Below are 16308 nucleotides of genomic sequence, written 5' to 3' on the forward strand. Positions count from 1 at the left end.
GGTCAGCCTATAGTTCCTGGGGAGCTCGCGACGCGTGCTTTGATTCTGAGGAACACATCAGCGGTGAAGAGATCTTGCCACCGGAGGCGAAATACGGAATATCCGAGGTTTCGCAGCTTGTACTCACGTTGACGTTCGAGCTCGAGTTCTCGTCGCGGGTCTCGGCCCGGCAGATGGTAATTTCCAGCGCCGTCGAACTCTGCGACAGTTTTCGCTCGCCTATTTGCGAAATCGGTTCGCGCGACGAAGTTCCCGTTCTCATCGCGAATGGTCACCTGTGGTTCGAACCCAGGAATGGAGAACTCGACGAATCGCACAGCACAGATGGATTCGGCGATCGACTCGCGGCGACCATCAGCGAGCCCCAACACCCGATCGACCCGGCGTTGACGCGTCCGCACCGGGTGCGCTTCGCAGTACTCCCTAACCAGCGGCAAGGTCACCAGGGAAGTGTGGATAGCGGCGTCGATAACGGCGACCGCGAACGCAAGCGGATAGTCGCGAGCGATATCGGCCAAGGTGCGCAGCAACGTGGTCACACGTGCTCCGTCGATCTCGCATACTTCGGCTGGACCGTAGTCCCGGCGCCTCATCAGGAGGGTGTTCCGGCGGACTCCATGAGTCGGATGAACCACCTCGGCGACTATGGACTCATCGCGGTCGAAGTAAGGGATAGGCAGCCCATGCACGATGAGAGCGCTTCTGTGCGAAAGTGTTGCCCCTGGCGGAAGGTCGCCCACGTACGATCTGACGAGAATGCGCAGGTCCTCATCACGTTTCCTCATTCCCGCGGTCTCCACCGGGAGATGCGTGCGATCGGAACCAGCGATCAGTGCGATGTGCTCGTGAATCGGCGTCTGGCACTGTCGTTTCACGAGGTATCGGCCGGACCGCACCCGTCGGAGACAGCAGGCCAGGGCGTTGTCGATCTGGTGTGAAGACCAACCAGCAGCCGTGAGTTCTGCAGTGCTCAGACAGACGAACATGCCATCAGCATCTGCGATGACGACACTTACCGCAAGATGACACGACGCGCCTGTGGACAACAGACCACTCGCCATCACAGGCGGATCGATGACGCTCTGCCCACCATTCGAAACTGTCGTTCAACGCTGAAGGAGGTTTTCACTCCGAGGCAACGGGGAAAACCTGACCCAGCGTTGAACGAGAGGCAGTTGCCTCACATTCGCTGGTTACGTGCGCTCTCGTAGATGCACACGCTGGCGGCTGTGGCCAGGTTGAGGCTCTCCGCCTTGCCGTAGATCGGCACGGCGGCCGAGGCGTCGCAGAGTTCCAGGTCCTTCTCGCCCATCCCCCACGCCTCGTTGCCGAAGACCCACGTGGTGCGAGCCGTCAGGTCGAGACCGGAGTCCCAGGGGTGGTGGAGGTCATGGGCATCGTCGTTGGCGTCCGCGGCAAGGACCTGAAGTCCACGGGCACGGGCCAGTTCGGTCACCTCGGACAGTCCCACACCGGTGACCACGGGGACGTGGAACAGCGAGCCAGCTGTCGAACGCACGGTCTTGTCGTTGTAGATGTCGACACTCGAGTTGGTGAGCACCACGGCATCAGCACCGGCGGCATCGGCCAGGCGGATGATCGTGCCGGCGTTGCCGGGGTCACGGACCTGCGAGAGCACCACGATGAGCTGAGCTTCTTTGTCGATCACCGAGTCAAGGGCCACATCGAGGTGTTCACACACGGCGACGACACCTTGTGAGTTCACGGTCGTCGCCAGTTCGGCAAGCACCTCCGGGGTCACGATGTTCCAGTCGATCTGTGCGCCCTTGACGGTCTCGACGAATTCGGGATGAACCTCGGCCGCTTCCTCGGTGATGAAGAGGTCGACGACAGCACCCTTGGGATCGATGGTCGAGCCCATCCACTCCGGAACACCAGGATTGTGCCCGTCAAGGTCCTGCGAGACATGACGATCCAGCGCTTCTCGCACGGCCTGCGGCCCTTCGACGAGGAACTGCCCCGAGGTCTTGCGGCCGTGGCGCTTGAGCAGCTTGACGGCGTTCTTGATCCGTTTCGACTGTGTGGAGGAGATGACGTCTGGAAGCTTCATGGAGTTTGTCGACCCGCGTTCTGGAAGTGCTGGAAGTGCTGAGACAAATTCAACGGCCCCGAACCAAATAAGTTCGGGGCCGTTGAGAGTATGAGGACCGGCAGCTCAGGCTGCGGCGGTCTTCGCTGCGTTGACGTCAGCCGGAAGAGCTTCCTTGGCAACCTTGATCAGGTGCGCGAAAGTGGCTGAATCGTTGACGGCGAGCTCGGCGAGCATACGGCGGTCAACCTCGACGCCAGCGGCCTTGAGGCCCTGGATGAAGCGGTTGTACGTCATGCCGTTGGCGCGAGCACCAGCGTTGATGCGCTGGATCCACAGGCGACGGAAGTCACCCTTGCGGGCGCGACGGTCACGGTAGCTGTAGACCAGCGAGTGGATGACCTGTTCTTTGGCCTTGCGGTACAGGCGCGAGCGCTGTCCGCGGTAGCCGCTTGCCCGGTCAAGGATGACCCGGCGCTTCTTGTGAGCGTTGACCGCTCTCTTAACACGTGCCACGTGTTACTCCTTCAAAGTTGGTTCAACCGGCGGTGCCGGAGTCTGGTTCAAGCTGTGGGAACCACATCAGTGGCTGCCCGGGATGGAGACCCGAGAGGGTCTCACCTGCCCTTGAGCTTGCCCAGAAGCTTGCGGGCTTTGGCGCGATCTCCGCCGGTGAGGACCTGGTCCTCGGCAACGCGACGCTTACGGGCCGAGGACTTGCCCTCGAACTTGTGCTGGTTGTTCACGCCTTCACGCATGATCTTGCCAGTACCCGTCACACGCATGCGCTTCTTGGCGCTGCTGTTCGTCTTCTGCTTCGGCATCGAGCCGTTCTCCTTTGCATTTCGTTGTCGGTGGCGACCACCGGCAACTACTTCACACGCTGAAACCGTTCAGGCTCCAGCGAATCGGTACTTACTTCTCACGCGTCGGGCGCTGCTTGTTTCTCTGCAGCGACGCGATCGCGTCGGGACTTCACCTCGGCGACGTTGCCCTTGGCATCGGATGATGCCTTGCGGGCCTCGGCCTTGGCGTCGGACTTTGACTTATGTGGGGCAATGACCATCACCATGTTGCGTCCGTCGACCCGTGGTGAGGATTCGACGGTGCCCAGTTCCGACACATCTTCGGCCAGGCGGTTGAGCAGCTTGATGCCCATTTCGGGGCGAGACTGTTCACGACCGCGGAACATGATCATGACTTTGACCTTGTCGCCACCGGACAGGAAGCGGGTCACATGCCCCTTCTTCGTCTCGTAGTCGTGTTCATCGATCTTGAGACGGAAGCGGATCTCTTTCAGCGCAGTGTTCGCCTGGTTCTTGCGGGCTTCTCTGGCCTTCTGAGCAGATTCGTATTTGAATTTCCCGTAGTCCATGAGTTTGGCGACGGGAGGCTTCGCCTGCGGTGCAACCTCGACCAAGTCGAGATCTGCCTCGCGAGCGAGGTCGAGTGCCTTGCGAATGGCAACGATACCGACCTGTTCACCGTTGGGTCCGACCAACCGGACCTCGGGAACCCGAATCCGGTCATTGATGCGCGTCTCGCTGATGTGTTCACTCCTTTTTAGCTCAAATGATGTCGTGGCAATAGAAAAGGCTCCCATTGACCACATGCCAAGGGAGCCTGCACACACATCAGAGCACGGTATTGAAACCGCAGCACTTCAAGTGAATACACCTCGATCTGAAATCTTCTGTCTCAGGCTTGCACCTGGGCTGTCGATCATCAGATCATTGGACCCGATCGCTCTACGCGATCAAGGTGGGAGTCAGACCCCGCTTCGCACCACGACTTAGTGTACTACGCTTCATGACTCTTCGCACATCGAGGCCGAACGTGCAATCGACGCGTCGTTCATATGTCAAGCTAGTCCCATGAGTTCTGAAAATTCTGTACCCGCCGAGGCGGTTGCCGATGTCACGCGTGACATCGCCGAAGTACCAGCCATCGAGGTCATCACATCAGCAGCCGTGCACTTGATGTCCGCTGCCGCCGTCAAATGCGGACTGGCCGAAGACTCCCCCGAGGCTCCCGCAGCAGAGCTGCAGGACCTGGACGAGGCACGCAAGCTCATCACTGCGCTGGCCGGCCTGGTCACCGGCGCCGCCACCGTCATCGGCGACCACCATGCTCGCCCTCTGCGCGACGGCCTGCGCAGCCTCCAGCTGGCCTTCCGCGAAGCCTCGGCGATTCAGGATGAGCCAGGACAGGGTCCCGGCGAGAAGTACACAGGCCCTGTTCGCTGAGACACCCCACCGTGCGTGCCGACTCTTTCGTCGTGCGCCATGGCCCCAAGATATCCGCTGCGGCTCCCGACCACTGGTCGGGGGCCGCTTCTGTCATGTCAGTGCCGGGTGAGACCATCGTCCTATGTCTCCCGTAGAATTGCCGTACGTGAGTGCCAAGGAGTTGCAGGACTACTTCGGCACCACGTTCTACGAGCGCGGACGCAGCTACGCCAACAAGGGCATGGTCGGGCAGGCACGTTGGGACCCCGAGGACAATACTCTGCGGGCAGACGTCGCAGGCAGCGCGGCACAGGATTACACCAGCATCGTGCGGCTGAAGCGACACAGTCCCACGGCGAAATCATTCACCGTGCTCTCCTCGCAGTGCACATGCCCCGTGGGCGGAGACTGCAAACATGTGGTGGCTGCGCTCATGGCGGCATCGGTTCGGCAGGTGGCTCCATTCGGTTCGACGGCACTGCACGACCCGGACCAACGCAGTTCCCCCGACCCTCCCAGCTGGCAGACTGCCCGCAGCAGAACAGCTTCCCGCAGTGGGACGTCGTCACCTCGGCGTGCGGAGTCGGATTGGAAGTCGATCCTCTCCGGTTTCTCCTCCGACCGCGTCGATGCATCGGTGTGGGCCTCTGGCCCCGGCGGCACCCTGGCTGGGACTGCACCGACGCGGCTTGCGCTCGGCTTCGAGATCTCCGAACTGCGGCGCACTCGCTTCGGGAACTTCGAAGTGCACCCGATCACGCGCACGAAGCTGACCGGTTACACCGACCTCGTCGTCACTCTGCGTCCTCTGATGGAGGGGGCACGCCGCAACTGGATCAAGGGCAACGTGTCCTGGTCCAACATCGCCAACAACTCCACCACCCGCGCCTATGCGCGCGGTCAGGCGGCATGGTTCGCTCAGCTGTACGGGCTCTCTGCCATCAACTCGAATCGCCTTGTGACCAATGAGGACACTGTGGTCCTTGACTGGTTCGCCTCACCCTTGCTGTGGCATCTCTTCGATCAGGCGAGGACTTTGGGCATCGAACTTGTCGGCACCCGCCGCGAGCTCACGGTCCGCCTGGCTGACGAGGCCACCACGGAATGCGATGTGGTCGCGACGCCACAGGGGCTCGAGGTTCGCTCCCTGATCACCGTTGACGAAGAACCGTTCGACCAAGGGCTCAGCGGGCCGATCGACGATCATGGCTTCTACGGAATCTCGACCGCGGCAGGACTCGCCCTCGTCCTGGCACCTGCAGAGAAGACCACCGACCATGCGGTCGTTGAGATGCTGCGTCGTTGGGAACCGGTCACCATCTCGAAGGACCAGATGGATGACTTCTTCACAGGCTTCTATCCCAAGCTCGCCTATGCCACCACCGTCATCTCCTCTGACGATTCGGTGACCCTGCCCGTGCTCGTCCCTCCCGACCTCGCGCTCACCGTCACCTACGGAGATCATGGTGCACATCTGACGTGGGAGTGGCACTACCATCACCCGACTCATACGTTCCCGATCCGCCGAGGTTCAGCACCAGACCGCGACCGCAGCATTGAACACGAAGACACCGTGCTCGCGAATCTCAGCTCCACGGTTGCGGCAATCCCAGTCCCACTGACCCTCCCCAGTGCGTTGGGTCATGCAGGCACCGTGGACCTCGACGGTCTGCAGACGGCTGTCTTCGTCGACAAGCTCCTGCCCACCCTGAGCGACATCGACCATCTCGAGGTCCATGAGGTCGGCGATCGCCCGGACTATCGGGAAGTCACCGAAGCACCGTTGGTGTCGATGTCGACCGACGAGGCCGAAGACAGCGACTGGTTCGACATTCGCTTCCACATCATGATTGCCGGACAGAAGGTTCGCTTCGCCGACCTGTTCGTCGCCCTCGCACAGGGGGCAGAGATGATAGTCCTGCCCGATGGCGCGTACTTCTCCCTCGACGGGCCCTTCTTCGACAAGTTTCGTCGCATGCTCGCTGAATCGGATGTCATTGCGGATTGGCAGCCGGACTCACCTCGCCTCTCGCGCTATCACATGGATCTGTGGGCCGAATTCGACGAACTCGTCGACGACTCCACAGCGGCGGCCTCATGGCGACGTTCGGTCGAAGCGCTCAGCCACCTCGGCGAGATTCCGTCTCTCGACGTGCCGGAGGGAATCGAGGCCACACTGCGGCCCTACCAACAGGAAGGGTTCAGCTGGCTGGCCGCACTGTGGTCCAGCGGACTCGGCGGCATCCTGGCCGACGATATGGGTTTGGGTAAAACTCTGCAGGCACTGAGCCTGTTCACTCATATCAAGAACACGACGGCGAATGCCTCCCCCATTCTCGTCGTCGCACCCACATCGGTGATGTCGACGTGGCGTGCGGAGGCCGAGAAGTTCGCACCTGGTCTGCGAGTCACCACTATCTCGGCCACAGAGAAGAAGCGGAAGACCGCCTTGGCCTTGGAGATCGAGGATGCCGACCTCGTCATCACCTCCTATGCGATTCTGCGCCTCGACGCACAGGCCTTCCGATCGATCCAATGGGACACCTTCGTCCTCGACGAGGCGCAGTTCGTCAAGAACCGGACGGCCAAGGTCCACACTGCGGCGAAGGGAATCCAGGCGCGATTCCGCCTGGCCATCACGGGCACACCGATGGAGAACTCGCTGACCGACCTGTGGTCGCTGTACTCGATCACCTCACCGGGACTGCTGCCGGGCATCGAGAAGTTCCGTCGCGAGATCGTCTTACCCATCGAATCGGGCGAAAGTCCGGAGGGCATGGCGCTGCTGCGGCGGCGGATCAGACCGTTCATGAAACGGCGGAACAAGGAACTGGTCGCGGCCGACCTGCCGCCGAAGCAGGAACAGATCCTCAGCGTCGAACTCAGCTCCAAGCACCGGGATCTCTACAACACGGTCCTGCAGAAGGAGAGGAAGAAGCTCCTCGGCCTCATCAACGACATGGATCGCAACCGCTTCGCCATCTTCCGGTCACTGACACTGCTGCGGATGTTGGCCATCGACCCCTATCTCATCGATGAGAAGTACGAAGCGATCGGATCAAGCAAACTCAGCGCACTCTTCTCCCACCTCGACGACATCATCGCCGAGGGGCACCGCACCATCATCTTCAGCCAATTCACCTCGTTCCTGTCACGGGTCGGCGAACAGCTCGATCATCGCAACATCAACTACTGCTACTTAGACGGCTCCACCCGGAACCGAGGTGCGGTCATCGATGATTTCAGAGCTGGGGAGGCACCGGTCTTCCTGATCAGCCTCAAAGCCGGCGGATTCGGGCTGACGTTGACAGAGGCCGACTATGTTTTCCTGCTTGATCCCTGGTGGAATCCGGCGGTGGAAGCTCAGGCGGTTGATCGTGCGCACCGCATCGGGCAGACGAAGAACGTCATGGTCTATCGGATGGTGTCTGAGAAGACCATCGAGGAGAAGGTTCTAGCGCTGCAGGAGAGGAAGGCACAGCTCTTCGACTCCCTGGTCAATGAGGGCGAGGGCTTCTCCTCGACAATCACGAGTGAGGACATCCGCGGACTTCTTGACGGGTGAAGGGCTCCTCGTAGCGGCCGCTCACGCCAGCTCGGTGCCGTTTGCTGGCTCAGTGCCCGAGAGACGATACGACTCCGCGCATAAGCTCATCCTCGACGAGTTCGACTCCAGGGCCGAACTGCCCGAAGCGCAGTGCATTGATGAGGCCGACCAGCGCCGCCCAGACGGTCACAGAGCGCACGATCACCTGATCATCAGGCTCCAACCCCAGTTCCCGCAACCCTTCACGCAGTGGGTCCAAGGCGTGAGATGGCGGAAGCTCAGAGGAAGTCTGGACTGCCGAGGACTTTTCCAACAGATTCGTCAGCGTCACCATGATCCTGGTCCCGGGCACTACGGTCTCATCCCTTGGGGCCTGATAGTCCGGGATGGGTGTGCCGTAGATGAGCGCCCACCGATTGGGATGCCGGCGCGACCAGGCAAGCATCGTCACACCGACCGTGAGAACGGACTCGTCGCGTGTCAGTGCCTCATCGACCTCGTCGGCGATCGCAGTGAACGCGTCACGGATGAGTATTGTCAGCAGCTCATCGCGGTTCTTCACGTATCGGTAGATGGCGCTTGAGACGATTCCGAGTTCTCGAGCAATGGCGCGAAGTGAGACTCCCTCGAGCCCATCGTCGTCGAGCATACGGTTCCCGATCCGGGTGATCTGGGCTTCGGTTTCCAGCCGGGCCCGCTGGCGCGGAGTCGAGTTCGTCATGCCTCAACCCTAAAACGAGAGAGCGAAGATAACAATAGTGAGCACTGCTCTTGAATTGCATTGCGGATCGGCCTAATCTGATTTCAGAGAGCAGTGCTCTCACAAGCCGTGCACTCAAAGGTGCGCACGACATCACGACATCACGAAGGATGATCACTATGAAATCTGCACTCGTCATCGGCTACGGACAGATAGGCAGCGAAATCGCCTTCCAGCTCACAGCAGCAGGGGTACACGTTGCAGTCGCCACCCGTTCGGCTCCAGCCGCTGTCCCGGTTGTCGCCGCCGGCCCAGGATCAGCAGACTCGGCCTACGCCGACCACGCCACAATCGACCGAGTTCGCGCGGACGCGACCGACCCCGATCAGCTGCGCGAGGCCGCGGCTGGCAGCGAAGTCATCTTCGCCTGCGTTCATGCTCCCTATGACAGCCGAGTGTGGGCACAGGTACTGCCGCAGATGGAGAAGACGATCATGGATGTCGCCGCGGAACTGGGCATGCCGGTCATCTTCCCCGAATCGGTCTACGCCTTCGCTGGCCTCCACAGCGCGGTGACGGAGTCCTCTCCGTTTGCCCCGGTCGAGGAGAAGGGACGGATCAGGCAGCAGCTCATGGAGGCGAGGCTGGAACACCCGGCCACTTCGGCGAGCATCATTGCAGGAGACCTGCTCGGCCGAAGCGCACAGCCGTGGTCCTCAGTGGTGAAGATGTGCATTACCACTCCGATCGCCAAATGGCATCGGGCCATTGTGCCCGCACGCTCCGATGTCGCCCACGGCATCACCGTGATCGAAGACCTCGCTGCCGCGATGATCCGCGCGGCACAGCTGCTCGAAGACGTCCCCGCGGGGACGCATCGCCGGCTGATCGCTCCGTCTTCGAATCCGACACTCGGCGAGATCGCGGAGTTCACTCACGAGCATCTGGGAACGAGACCGCGGAGGCCACTGTCCCTCCCCCGCTGGACGACTCGCGTCGCCGGAGTCTTCGAGAGGTCGATGTACGAACTCAACCAGCTCGCCCCGATCTGGTACTCCCCCTGCGTGATCGAGACCGGAGAGTTTGCGAAGGATCTGGGCACCACAGATTGGCGTGAAGGCGTCACACAGATGCTGTGATGCTGCCTCGGCGTGGAAGACGTGGCGTGCGCCGAGCTCGGACGAACAGGTCCTCGCTGCCGGCCTATTTGAGGAAGATGCCGTTGCCGGGGCCCAGCGGCAGGTCGAAGAAGAACCAGATCGCCAGGAGCGCAGCCCACGCCAGCCAAAAGGGTATGACGAACGGGAACATCCTGGAGATGATGGTACCCAGTCCGGCATTGGGCTCATACCGGCGCACGAGACCCAGAAGCACGATCATGTAGGGGTTGAGTGGGGTGATGACCTGGGTCGCCGAGTCGCCGACTCGGAATCCGGCCTGGATGAAGGCCGGTTCGTAGCCGAGCAGCGCGAACAGCGGAACGAACACCGCGGCCATGAGCGTCCACATCGAGGACCCGGAGACGATGAAGAGGTTGAGCACACTGGCCAGGAGCATGAACCCGATGACCGCTGCGAAGCCGGTGAGGCCTATCGCTTCGAGGCCGGAGGCACCGGCCACGGCGATCCAGGAACCGATCCCCGTCCAATTGAACAGCGCGATGAACTGACCGAGGATGAAGGCGAGAATGAGGAAGGACATCATGTCGACGATCGACTGGCTCATCATACGCACGAGATCGTTCATCGACCGCACGGTGCGCACGACGAAACCGTAGACCACGCCCATGAGCATGAAGTAGGCGAAGACGATGAAGACAATTGAGGACAGCAACGGGGACTTCGGCAGGAACCCGCCGTCCTCATTGCGCCAGGGTGAGTCGGGAATGAGCACTGCGAAGAGCAGTACCGCAGTCAGCAGCAGTGCCGAAGCCAGGGACCACACCAGGCCCCGCTTCTCCTCGGGTTCGAGTTCGGCTTTGACCTCCTTCTGCGATTCCTCGACCTCTTCGGCAGACACGGAGTTCTCGCCGTAGGGGTTGTCCTTCGCCTGGTATTCCTTGGCCAGGCCCGAACCCTTGGCATCGGCGTATTCGCGCGGAACGCCTTTGCGAACCATGTTCGGTTCGATGAGCTTGTCGATGATGAAACCGGCGATGACCGCCAGCACGATCGAGGCGACGATGTTGAAGAAGTAGTTCGACACCGGGTTGACGGCCGTATAGTCAGTGTCGGGCAAGGTCTCCATCACCGAGGTGGTGATTCCGGCGAAGAGCGCATCGAGGCTGGTCGGGACGATCGAGGTCGAATACCCGGCGCCGGTGGCGGCAAATCCGCCGATGAGGCCGGCCATCGGGTGTCGTCCGGCGGCCTTGAACACGAGCGCAGCCAGCGGCGGGATGATGATGAAGGCGGAATCGGCCATGATCGACCCGACCACGCCGACGAAGCCGACGGCATAGGGCAGCAGCCAGCGCGGGCTCTTGCCGAAGGCGATTCGCACAGCCGCGGCGAGCATGCCCGACTTCTCGGCCACGCCCACGGCCAGGAGGATCGGCAGTACGGTGGCCAAGGGCGGGAATCCGATGTAGTTGTCGCCCATCGTCGTCGTCAGCCACGACAGCCCTTCGCCGGTGAACAGTCCCTTGATCGCCACGGTCTCGTCGCTGCCGGGAATTGAGACCGACACGTCTGCTATAGCCATGCCGGTTGAGATTGCTCCTGTGATGAGGAACAGTCCGAGAAAGAGGGTGAACGGCTCGGGCAGTTTGTTGCCTATCCGTTCAATCCCGTCCAGCAGACGCTGGCCGATACCGATTTTCGCTGATGTCGTCGTTGACATGTGTCTTCCTTCTCTTCGATGGTCGCGATCCGAGCGGACTCCCCGGACTAGTTGAAGTAGTTCTCCACGTCTACTGCTCCTCCGTCGCGTTCGAATTCTGCAACCACCTCGGAGGCCAGGTCATCGTCGACGAGGAAGTCCAAAGCAGTACACGCCAGCCCGTAGCCGGCATCATGGGCGGCAGCTTCGGCGGCGGGCGTGATCGAGGCTGCCGCGAACTCGCGGGTATGCAGCGCCACCTCGGCGTCGGCGGTTTTGATGAGTGGGTGGATGCCCGGTATCCGATAGGAGACATTGCCGAAGTCGGTCGACGCTGCAATCGACTCATCGAGCACCCCACCGGGCAGCGGTGTTCGCCCCTGCGTCTCCTCATGCACGGCCCAGCGCTGTGTGAGAGCGGAGTTCGTACGCACCGGAAGCGAAGGCGGATGCTCGTCCCAGTCGACTTCTACTCCGGTGCCGGTCATAAGGGCCGCGCCCTTGGCCGCGTCCTCGACCCTGTCGGACAGCTCCTTGAGCGTTTCGGGGAACTTCGACCGCACATAGCACTGCACTGTGGCGGCTTCCGTGATGATCGAGGGCCGGGTCCCGCCGTCAGCGATGACGGCGTGCAATCGGGAGATCGGCGGCATCTGCTGGCGAATAAGGCCAAGACCCTGGTAGAAGAGGTTCGCGGCGTCGAGTGCGTTGCGGCCCATGAACGGCTGCGCCGAGGCGTGGGCGGCGATCCCTGAGTAGTTGACGGTCAGCAGACGCCTGCCCAACCACACCTGTTCCGCGCAGTCGTACCCGTAGCCGTGAACCATAATGGCTGCGTCGATCCCCTCGAATGCGCCGCCGCGGGCCATGACCTCTTTGCCCGAGTGGCCCTCTTCCGCAGGCGTACCGAGCAGCACCACGCTGCCGGGAACAGCGCTGGGGTCCCGTTCCCAGAGGGCATGCAGGGCGAGGAATGCTCCGACTCCGGAGGCGGCGATGAGGTTGTGCCCGCAGGCATGACCGATCTCCGGCAGTGCGTCGTATTCGGCGAGGATCGCGATCGTGCGTCCGTCACCATTTCCCGTGGTCGCGCGCAGACTCGTCTCGACACCGAAAAGTCCGGTCTCGACCTCGACGCCTCGTGAGCGCAGCAGCGAGGCGATCGCACTGACAGACTCGTATTCGACGAACGCGGTCTCTGCCAATTTGTGGATGGTATGCAGCAGCCTGTCGAGATCAGATCTTGCTGCTGCGAGAGCTGCGGCGAGGCCTGCCGTGCTTGACTCGGGAGCCCCGCTGAACTCGGAGCTCCACTCGCCTGCTCGCTCGCTGCGTGTTTGAGTCTCGGCGGCGATCTGGTCGAGATAGCTCGCGTTCGGGACGGTCGGTTGGCTCAGGTCGCGAATCTCACTCATGGAGATCAAGCATAGGAGACTTCGGGCAAGTGCACATGCCTTTTCCCTGTATTCGGGACTCGACCCGAAGTATTGGGTGCGCTGCGGTTCGGGAGTCTACGACTCGGCGATCTGCAGAGCCAATGAGTCCACCTTCTCCACGATCGTCTCATCGGCGGCCAGAGCTAGTTGGAATCGCTTCATCTCCTCGGCGGAGACTTGAGAGCGTACTCCAAGTCGGATGCGACCTCGGGCCCCTCGACATGGACTCGGGCACTGCCGGGACTCAAACTGATCTGCGCCAGCCAAGGAAAATCCTCGGCGATGGCGACCAACGCCTGGCCCACCTCGGCGTCGGCCCAGGACGGAGTCCAGGGCTGTCCCTGGGCAAATGCGAACATTGCGGTACGACGCAGCAGGAACGAGGTCTCGGCCCCGGGGTCGAGGACAACGAGCTGCGAATCGGCTTCAATCGCCCCGAGGACGAGCCGCTCCGATTCGATCGGCACGGGCCGAGCGTCGGGATGCCACGCAGTCAACGGTGGAATCGAGCAGAAACCGGGTGTGCACTCGCGGCCGTCTTCGGCCTGCAGCCGAACCATGGCCATCTCCGAGGAGTTGTCGACCATCAGTCCGTTCTCGCCGACCTCCTGGTCGACTGCCATCGGAACGATCGGTGCGTACAGCCTGGCCCCCGACAGTGCGGAGAGCACCTTGCTGTGCAGCGTCGGGTTCAACGGCTCCTGGCGCACCTGGTTCAGTGCTTCGATCAGACCGGCATCGGCGAGCCCGGAGTCGCCTGAGAACGGGTTCGGCCGCAGATCACGGCCGGACCATGATTGTCCGGCCGAGTCCGAGCGATCGCCCGTATCCGATGCCACTTCTTCAGCCTCCAGCGACTTCGAGGGCTTCTTCCAAGGTGAACTTTCCGGCGTAGAGGGCCTTGCCTACGATCGCCGAGTCCACGCCATAGGGAACCAGCTCGCGCAGGTTGCGCAGATCGTCGAGGCTCGAGACTCCGCCCGATGCCACGATCGGCTTGTCGGTCTTCTCCGCCATCGACTTCAGCAGCTCCACATTGGGTCCCTGCAGCGTGCCGTCCTTGCGGACGTCGGTGACGACATAGCGGGCGCAGCCTGCCTTCTCGAGTGTCGAGAGGACCTCGTAGAGGTCTCCCCCGTCCTTGGTCCAGCCGCGGGCTGCGAGAGTGGTGCCGCGAACGTCGAGGCCGATGGCGACCTGATCGCCGAAGCGAGAGATCATATCAGCGGTCCATTCCGGGTTCTCCAAGGCGGCGGTGCCGATGTTCACCCGCTCAGCTCCCGTGTCGAGTGCTCGTTCGAGGCTCTCGGTGTCGCGGATGCCTCCGGAGAGTTCGACCTTGATGCCGACGGCCTTGACGACCTGGTTGAGCAGATCTGAGTTCGATCCGCGACCGAATGCGGCGTCGAGGTCGACGAGGTGGATCCACTCCGCTCCCCGGTTTTCGAAGTCCTGGGCTGCGTCGATGGGTGAACCGTAGTCGGTCTCCGTGCCGGCTTCGCCCTGGACGAGGCGGACGGCTTTGCCATCGGCGACGTCAACGGCGGGAAGGAGGACGAGCTTGTTGGGGGTTTGAGTCATTGTGACCTTTCTCAAGAGGCTGTCGAGACTGATGTGAACGAGTTGGAGCAGATGAACCTGGAGGGTTCGGACAATCCTAGTGGCGGGCCGCGCCCGCTTCTGGGAAGGAGCCGATCCAGTTGCGCAGCAGACGTGCACCTGCGTCGGCTGACTTCTCGGGGTGGAACTGGGCTGCCCAGGTGGTGCCGTCCTCGACTGCTGCGATGAAGCTGCTGCCATGGGTTGCTGTGGTCACCACCGTGTCCGGCGGGGTTTCGGTCGCCGCATAGGAGTGGACGAAGTAGAAACGTTCCTCGGCCACACCGTCGAACATCCGCGACGACGTCGGCGCGCTGACCTGCGACCATCCCATATGGGGAACGACCGGAGCCTCGAGCGCGGTGACGGCGCCGGGCCAGAGTCCGATGCCTTCGGTCTTCACACCGTGCTCTTCTCCGCTGGCGAAGAAGACCTGCAGCCCGACGCAGATGCCGAGCAGAGGTCGCTGGCTCTCGTGCCAGGAGCGGATCAGTTCGTCTCCGCCGATTCGCGTCAATCCGGCCATCACGGCCGAATAGGCACCGACGCCGGGGACGAGCAGACCGTCGGCGGCATCGATGGCGGACCGGTCAGCTGTGAGAACGACCTCGGCGCCGGCTGCTTCCACCGCGCGTACGGCTGAACGGACGTTTCCTGCCCCGTAGTCAAGGACAGCGACCGTGCTCATTGCTTTGCTCCCTTGGTCAGGACGCTGTAGATCCTCCACAGGGAGAAGCCGAGGACGATCGCGCCGAAGACGGCGACGACCCAGGCCATCGTGTTCCCGGTGAGCCCAATGGTGATGCCGAAGGCAGTGATGAGTCCGGCGAGTACTGCCACGACGATCCACAGCAGTGCAGTTCGGGCCACGGCGGCCCGGCCAGGAGACATTGTGGCGGCGCTGGCCTGCAGCTTCGTCATGGAGGAGGTGGGGATGTTGCCCTCCACCTCGTCGGCCGACTTGATTTCGAGCAGGAGCTGCTCGAGGACGTCTGGAAGGTTCTTCAGCGCCAGCCCTGCCGGCACATCCGATTCGCGGGCACCGTGGCGGAAATGACCGGCATCGATCTGCTCTTCGCTGCGGGCAAGGAGGAGAACCTCGTGTTTGCCCGAGAGTTTGGAGATCGCTGCGGCCGCCTCGTTGCCCGCCTGCACATCGGTGTCGGCCAGGACGATTCCGGTGAAGTCTCCGATGGGAACGATGGTTCCCTTGATGTTCGACAGCACGCAGGCAGCGGCCAGCTGCTCGGCTACGCCGAACGGGGTCACGACGACGGTGGTGCTCACAAGACTCCCTTGGTGCTGGGTACCGAGTTGTTGCGCTCATCGGGTTCGACTGCCTCACGCAGAGCACGGGCGAAGGCCTTGAACTCTGCTTCGGCGATGTGGTGCGGATCCCGGCCGCGCAGCAGGTCGAGGTGCACGGTGAGGCCGGCGTGGAAGGCGATCGACTCAAGCGAGTGTGAGGTCATCGACCCGGTGAAGTGACCGCCGATGAGGTGGTACTGCTGGCCTTCGGGCTCACCTTCGTGCACGAAGTAAGGTCGGCCGGCCACATCGACGACGCAGCGAGCCAGAGCCTCATCCAACGGCACGGCGGCCAGACCGTAGCGGCGGATGCCGGACTTGTCGCCCAGAGCTTCGAGCAGTGCCTGGCCCAGGACGATGGAGGTGTCCTCAACCGTGTGGTGGACGTCGATGTGTGTATCGCCGTCGGCCTTGATCTCCATGTCGATGAGTGAGTGCTTCGACAGCGCCGTGAGCATGTGGTCGAAGAAGGGAACACTCGTCGAAATGTCGGACTGACCGGTTCCGTCGAGGTTGATGGAAACGTTGACCGAGGATTCCGAGGTCGTACGGGAGCGTTGTGCCTGCCTCATGGATGGCCTTTCGTAGGAAGGGTAAGTGCCGTCTGAAGACCATTGTCC

At 62.1% G+C, this 16308-nt stretch carries 18 protein-coding genes; 5 read left to right on the forward strand and 13 right to left on the reverse strand.

Going from position 1 to position 16308, the window contains the following annotated elements; genetic code table 11:
- Positions 1-2: 2 nt before the first annotated feature.
- On the reverse strand, positions 3-539 hold the full coding sequence (locus PGC08_RS12560; protein ID WP_271708552.1) for a hypothetical protein: 537 nt from the start codon (positions 537-539) through the stop codon (positions 3-5).
- Positions 540-617: 78 nt separating this feature from the next.
- Between PGC08_RS12560 and PGC08_RS12565 the strand changes: the two genes are divergently transcribed.
- On the forward strand, positions 618-938 hold the full coding sequence (locus tag PGC08_RS12565; protein ID WP_125178215.1) for a hypothetical protein: 321 nt from the start codon (positions 618-620) through the stop codon (positions 936-938).
- A gap of 242 nt (positions 939-1180) precedes the next feature.
- Here PGC08_RS12565 and PGC08_RS12570 read toward each other — a convergent pair whose 3' ends face one another.
- The 4 genes from PGC08_RS12570 to infC all read right to left on the reverse strand — a co-directional run bounded on the left by PGC08_RS12570 (position 1181) and on the right by infC (position 3653).
- Positions 1181-2071 (reverse strand): TrmH family RNA methyltransferase, encoded by an 891-nt coding sequence (locus tag PGC08_RS12570; protein ID WP_069600389.1) that lies wholly within the window; start codon positions 2069-2071, stop codon positions 1181-1183.
- A gap of 105 nt (positions 2072-2176) precedes the next feature.
- Positions 2177-2566 (reverse strand): 50S ribosomal protein L20, encoded by a 390-nt coding sequence (gene rplT, locus PGC08_RS12575; protein ID WP_009885052.1) that lies wholly within the window; start codon positions 2564-2566, stop codon positions 2177-2179.
- A gap of 101 nt (positions 2567-2667) precedes the next feature.
- The gene (gene rpmI / locus PGC08_RS12580; RefSeq protein ID WP_009885053.1) at positions 2668-2874 is read right to left on the reverse strand and encodes a 50S ribosomal protein L35; all 207 of its coding nucleotides are present in this window, start codon (positions 2872-2874) and stop codon (positions 2668-2670) included.
- 98 nt (positions 2875-2972) lie between these two features.
- Positions 2973-3653 (reverse strand): translation initiation factor IF-3, encoded by a 681-nt coding sequence (gene infC / locus PGC08_RS12585; RefSeq protein ID WP_081448649.1) that lies wholly within the window; start codon positions 3651-3653, stop codon positions 2973-2975.
- 271 nt (positions 3654-3924) lie between these two features.
- Between infC and PGC08_RS12590 the strand changes: the two genes are divergently transcribed.
- On the forward strand, positions 3925-4296 hold the full coding sequence (locus PGC08_RS12590) for a DUF1844 domain-containing protein (RefSeq protein WP_009885055.1): 372 nt from the start codon (positions 3925-3927) through the stop codon (positions 4294-4296).
- 148 nt (positions 4297-4444) lie between these two features.
- Positions 4445-7843, forward strand: a complete 3399-nt coding sequence (locus PGC08_RS12595; protein ID WP_164743179.1) for a DEAD/DEAH box helicase — start codon at positions 4445-4447, stop codon at positions 7841-7843.
- 49 nt (positions 7844-7892) lie between these two features.
- On the opposite strand, the gene PGC08_RS12600 is transcribed toward PGC08_RS12595, so the two are convergent.
- Complete coding sequence (locus tag PGC08_RS12600; protein ID WP_009885057.1) at positions 7893-8546, reverse strand: TetR/AcrR family transcriptional regulator; 654 nt, start codon at positions 8544-8546, stop codon at positions 7893-7895.
- 158 nt (positions 8547-8704) lie between these two features.
- Between PGC08_RS12600 and PGC08_RS12605 the strand changes: the two genes are divergently transcribed.
- Positions 8705-9664 (forward strand): NmrA family NAD(P)-binding protein, encoded by a 960-nt coding sequence (locus PGC08_RS12605; RefSeq protein WP_096145818.1) that lies wholly within the window; start codon positions 8705-8707, stop codon positions 9662-9664.
- Between the two features lie 64 nt (positions 9665-9728).
- On the opposite strand, the gene PGC08_RS12610 is transcribed toward PGC08_RS12605, so the two are convergent.
- Positions 9729-11366: an AbgT family transporter gene (locus tag PGC08_RS12610; protein ID WP_009885059.1), complete on the reverse strand. Its 1638-nt coding sequence runs from the start codon at positions 11364-11366 to the stop codon at positions 9729-9731.
- A 47-nt stretch (positions 11367-11413) separates the two neighbouring features.
- Positions 11414-12760, reverse strand: a complete 1347-nt coding sequence (locus PGC08_RS12615) for a M20 family metallopeptidase (protein ID WP_009885060.1) — start codon at positions 12758-12760, stop codon at positions 11414-11416.
- Between PGC08_RS12615 and PGC08_RS12620 the strand changes: the two genes are divergently transcribed.
- Positions 12759-12962, forward strand: coding sequence for a hypothetical protein (locus PGC08_RS12620; RefSeq protein WP_271708553.1), 204 nt, complete (start codon positions 12759-12761; stop codon positions 12960-12962). The genes PGC08_RS12615 and PGC08_RS12620 overlap by 2 nt on opposite strands.
- Here PGC08_RS12620 and PGC08_RS12625 read toward each other — a convergent pair.
- The 5 genes from PGC08_RS12625 to hisB all read right to left on the reverse strand — a co-directional run bounded on the left by PGC08_RS12625 (position 12940) and on the right by hisB (position 16260).
- On the reverse strand, positions 12940-13620 hold the full coding sequence (locus tag PGC08_RS12625; RefSeq protein WP_271708554.1) for an SseB family protein: 681 nt from the start codon (positions 13618-13620) through the stop codon (positions 12940-12942). The two genes, PGC08_RS12620 and PGC08_RS12625, sit on opposite strands and share 23 nt — an antisense overlap.
- A gap of 4 nt (positions 13621-13624) precedes the next feature.
- Positions 13625-14362: a bifunctional 1-(5-phosphoribosyl)-5-((5-phosphoribosylamino)methylideneamino)imidazole-4-carboxamide isomerase/phosphoribosylanthranilate isomerase PriA gene (gene priA, locus PGC08_RS12630; RefSeq protein WP_009885062.1), complete on the reverse strand. Its 738-nt coding sequence runs from the start codon at positions 14360-14362 to the stop codon at positions 13625-13627.
- 76 nt (positions 14363-14438) lie between these two features.
- The gene (gene hisH / locus PGC08_RS12635) at positions 14439-15068 is read right to left on the reverse strand and encodes an imidazole glycerol phosphate synthase subunit HisH (protein ID WP_009885063.1); all 630 of its coding nucleotides are present in this window, start codon (positions 15066-15068) and stop codon (positions 14439-14441) included.
- Positions 15065-15667, reverse strand: coding sequence for a hypothetical protein (locus tag PGC08_RS12640; RefSeq protein WP_096160569.1), 603 nt, complete (start codon positions 15665-15667; stop codon positions 15065-15067). The genes hisH and PGC08_RS12640 overlap by 4 nt, the downstream gene beginning before the upstream one ends.
- Entirely contained in the window at positions 15664-16260 is a 597-nt protein-coding gene (hisB, locus tag PGC08_RS12645) for an imidazoleglycerol-phosphate dehydratase HisB (RefSeq protein ID WP_009885065.1), read from the reverse strand. Before hisB ends, PGC08_RS12640 begins: the two co-directional genes overlap by 4 nt.
- Between the last annotated feature and the right edge of the window lie 48 nt (positions 16261-16308).

This window comes from Brevibacterium sp. BDJS002 (assembly GCF_028201555.1).
Lineage (GTDB): Bacteria > Actinomycetota > Actinomycetes > Actinomycetales > Brevibacteriaceae > Brevibacterium > Brevibacterium aurantiacum.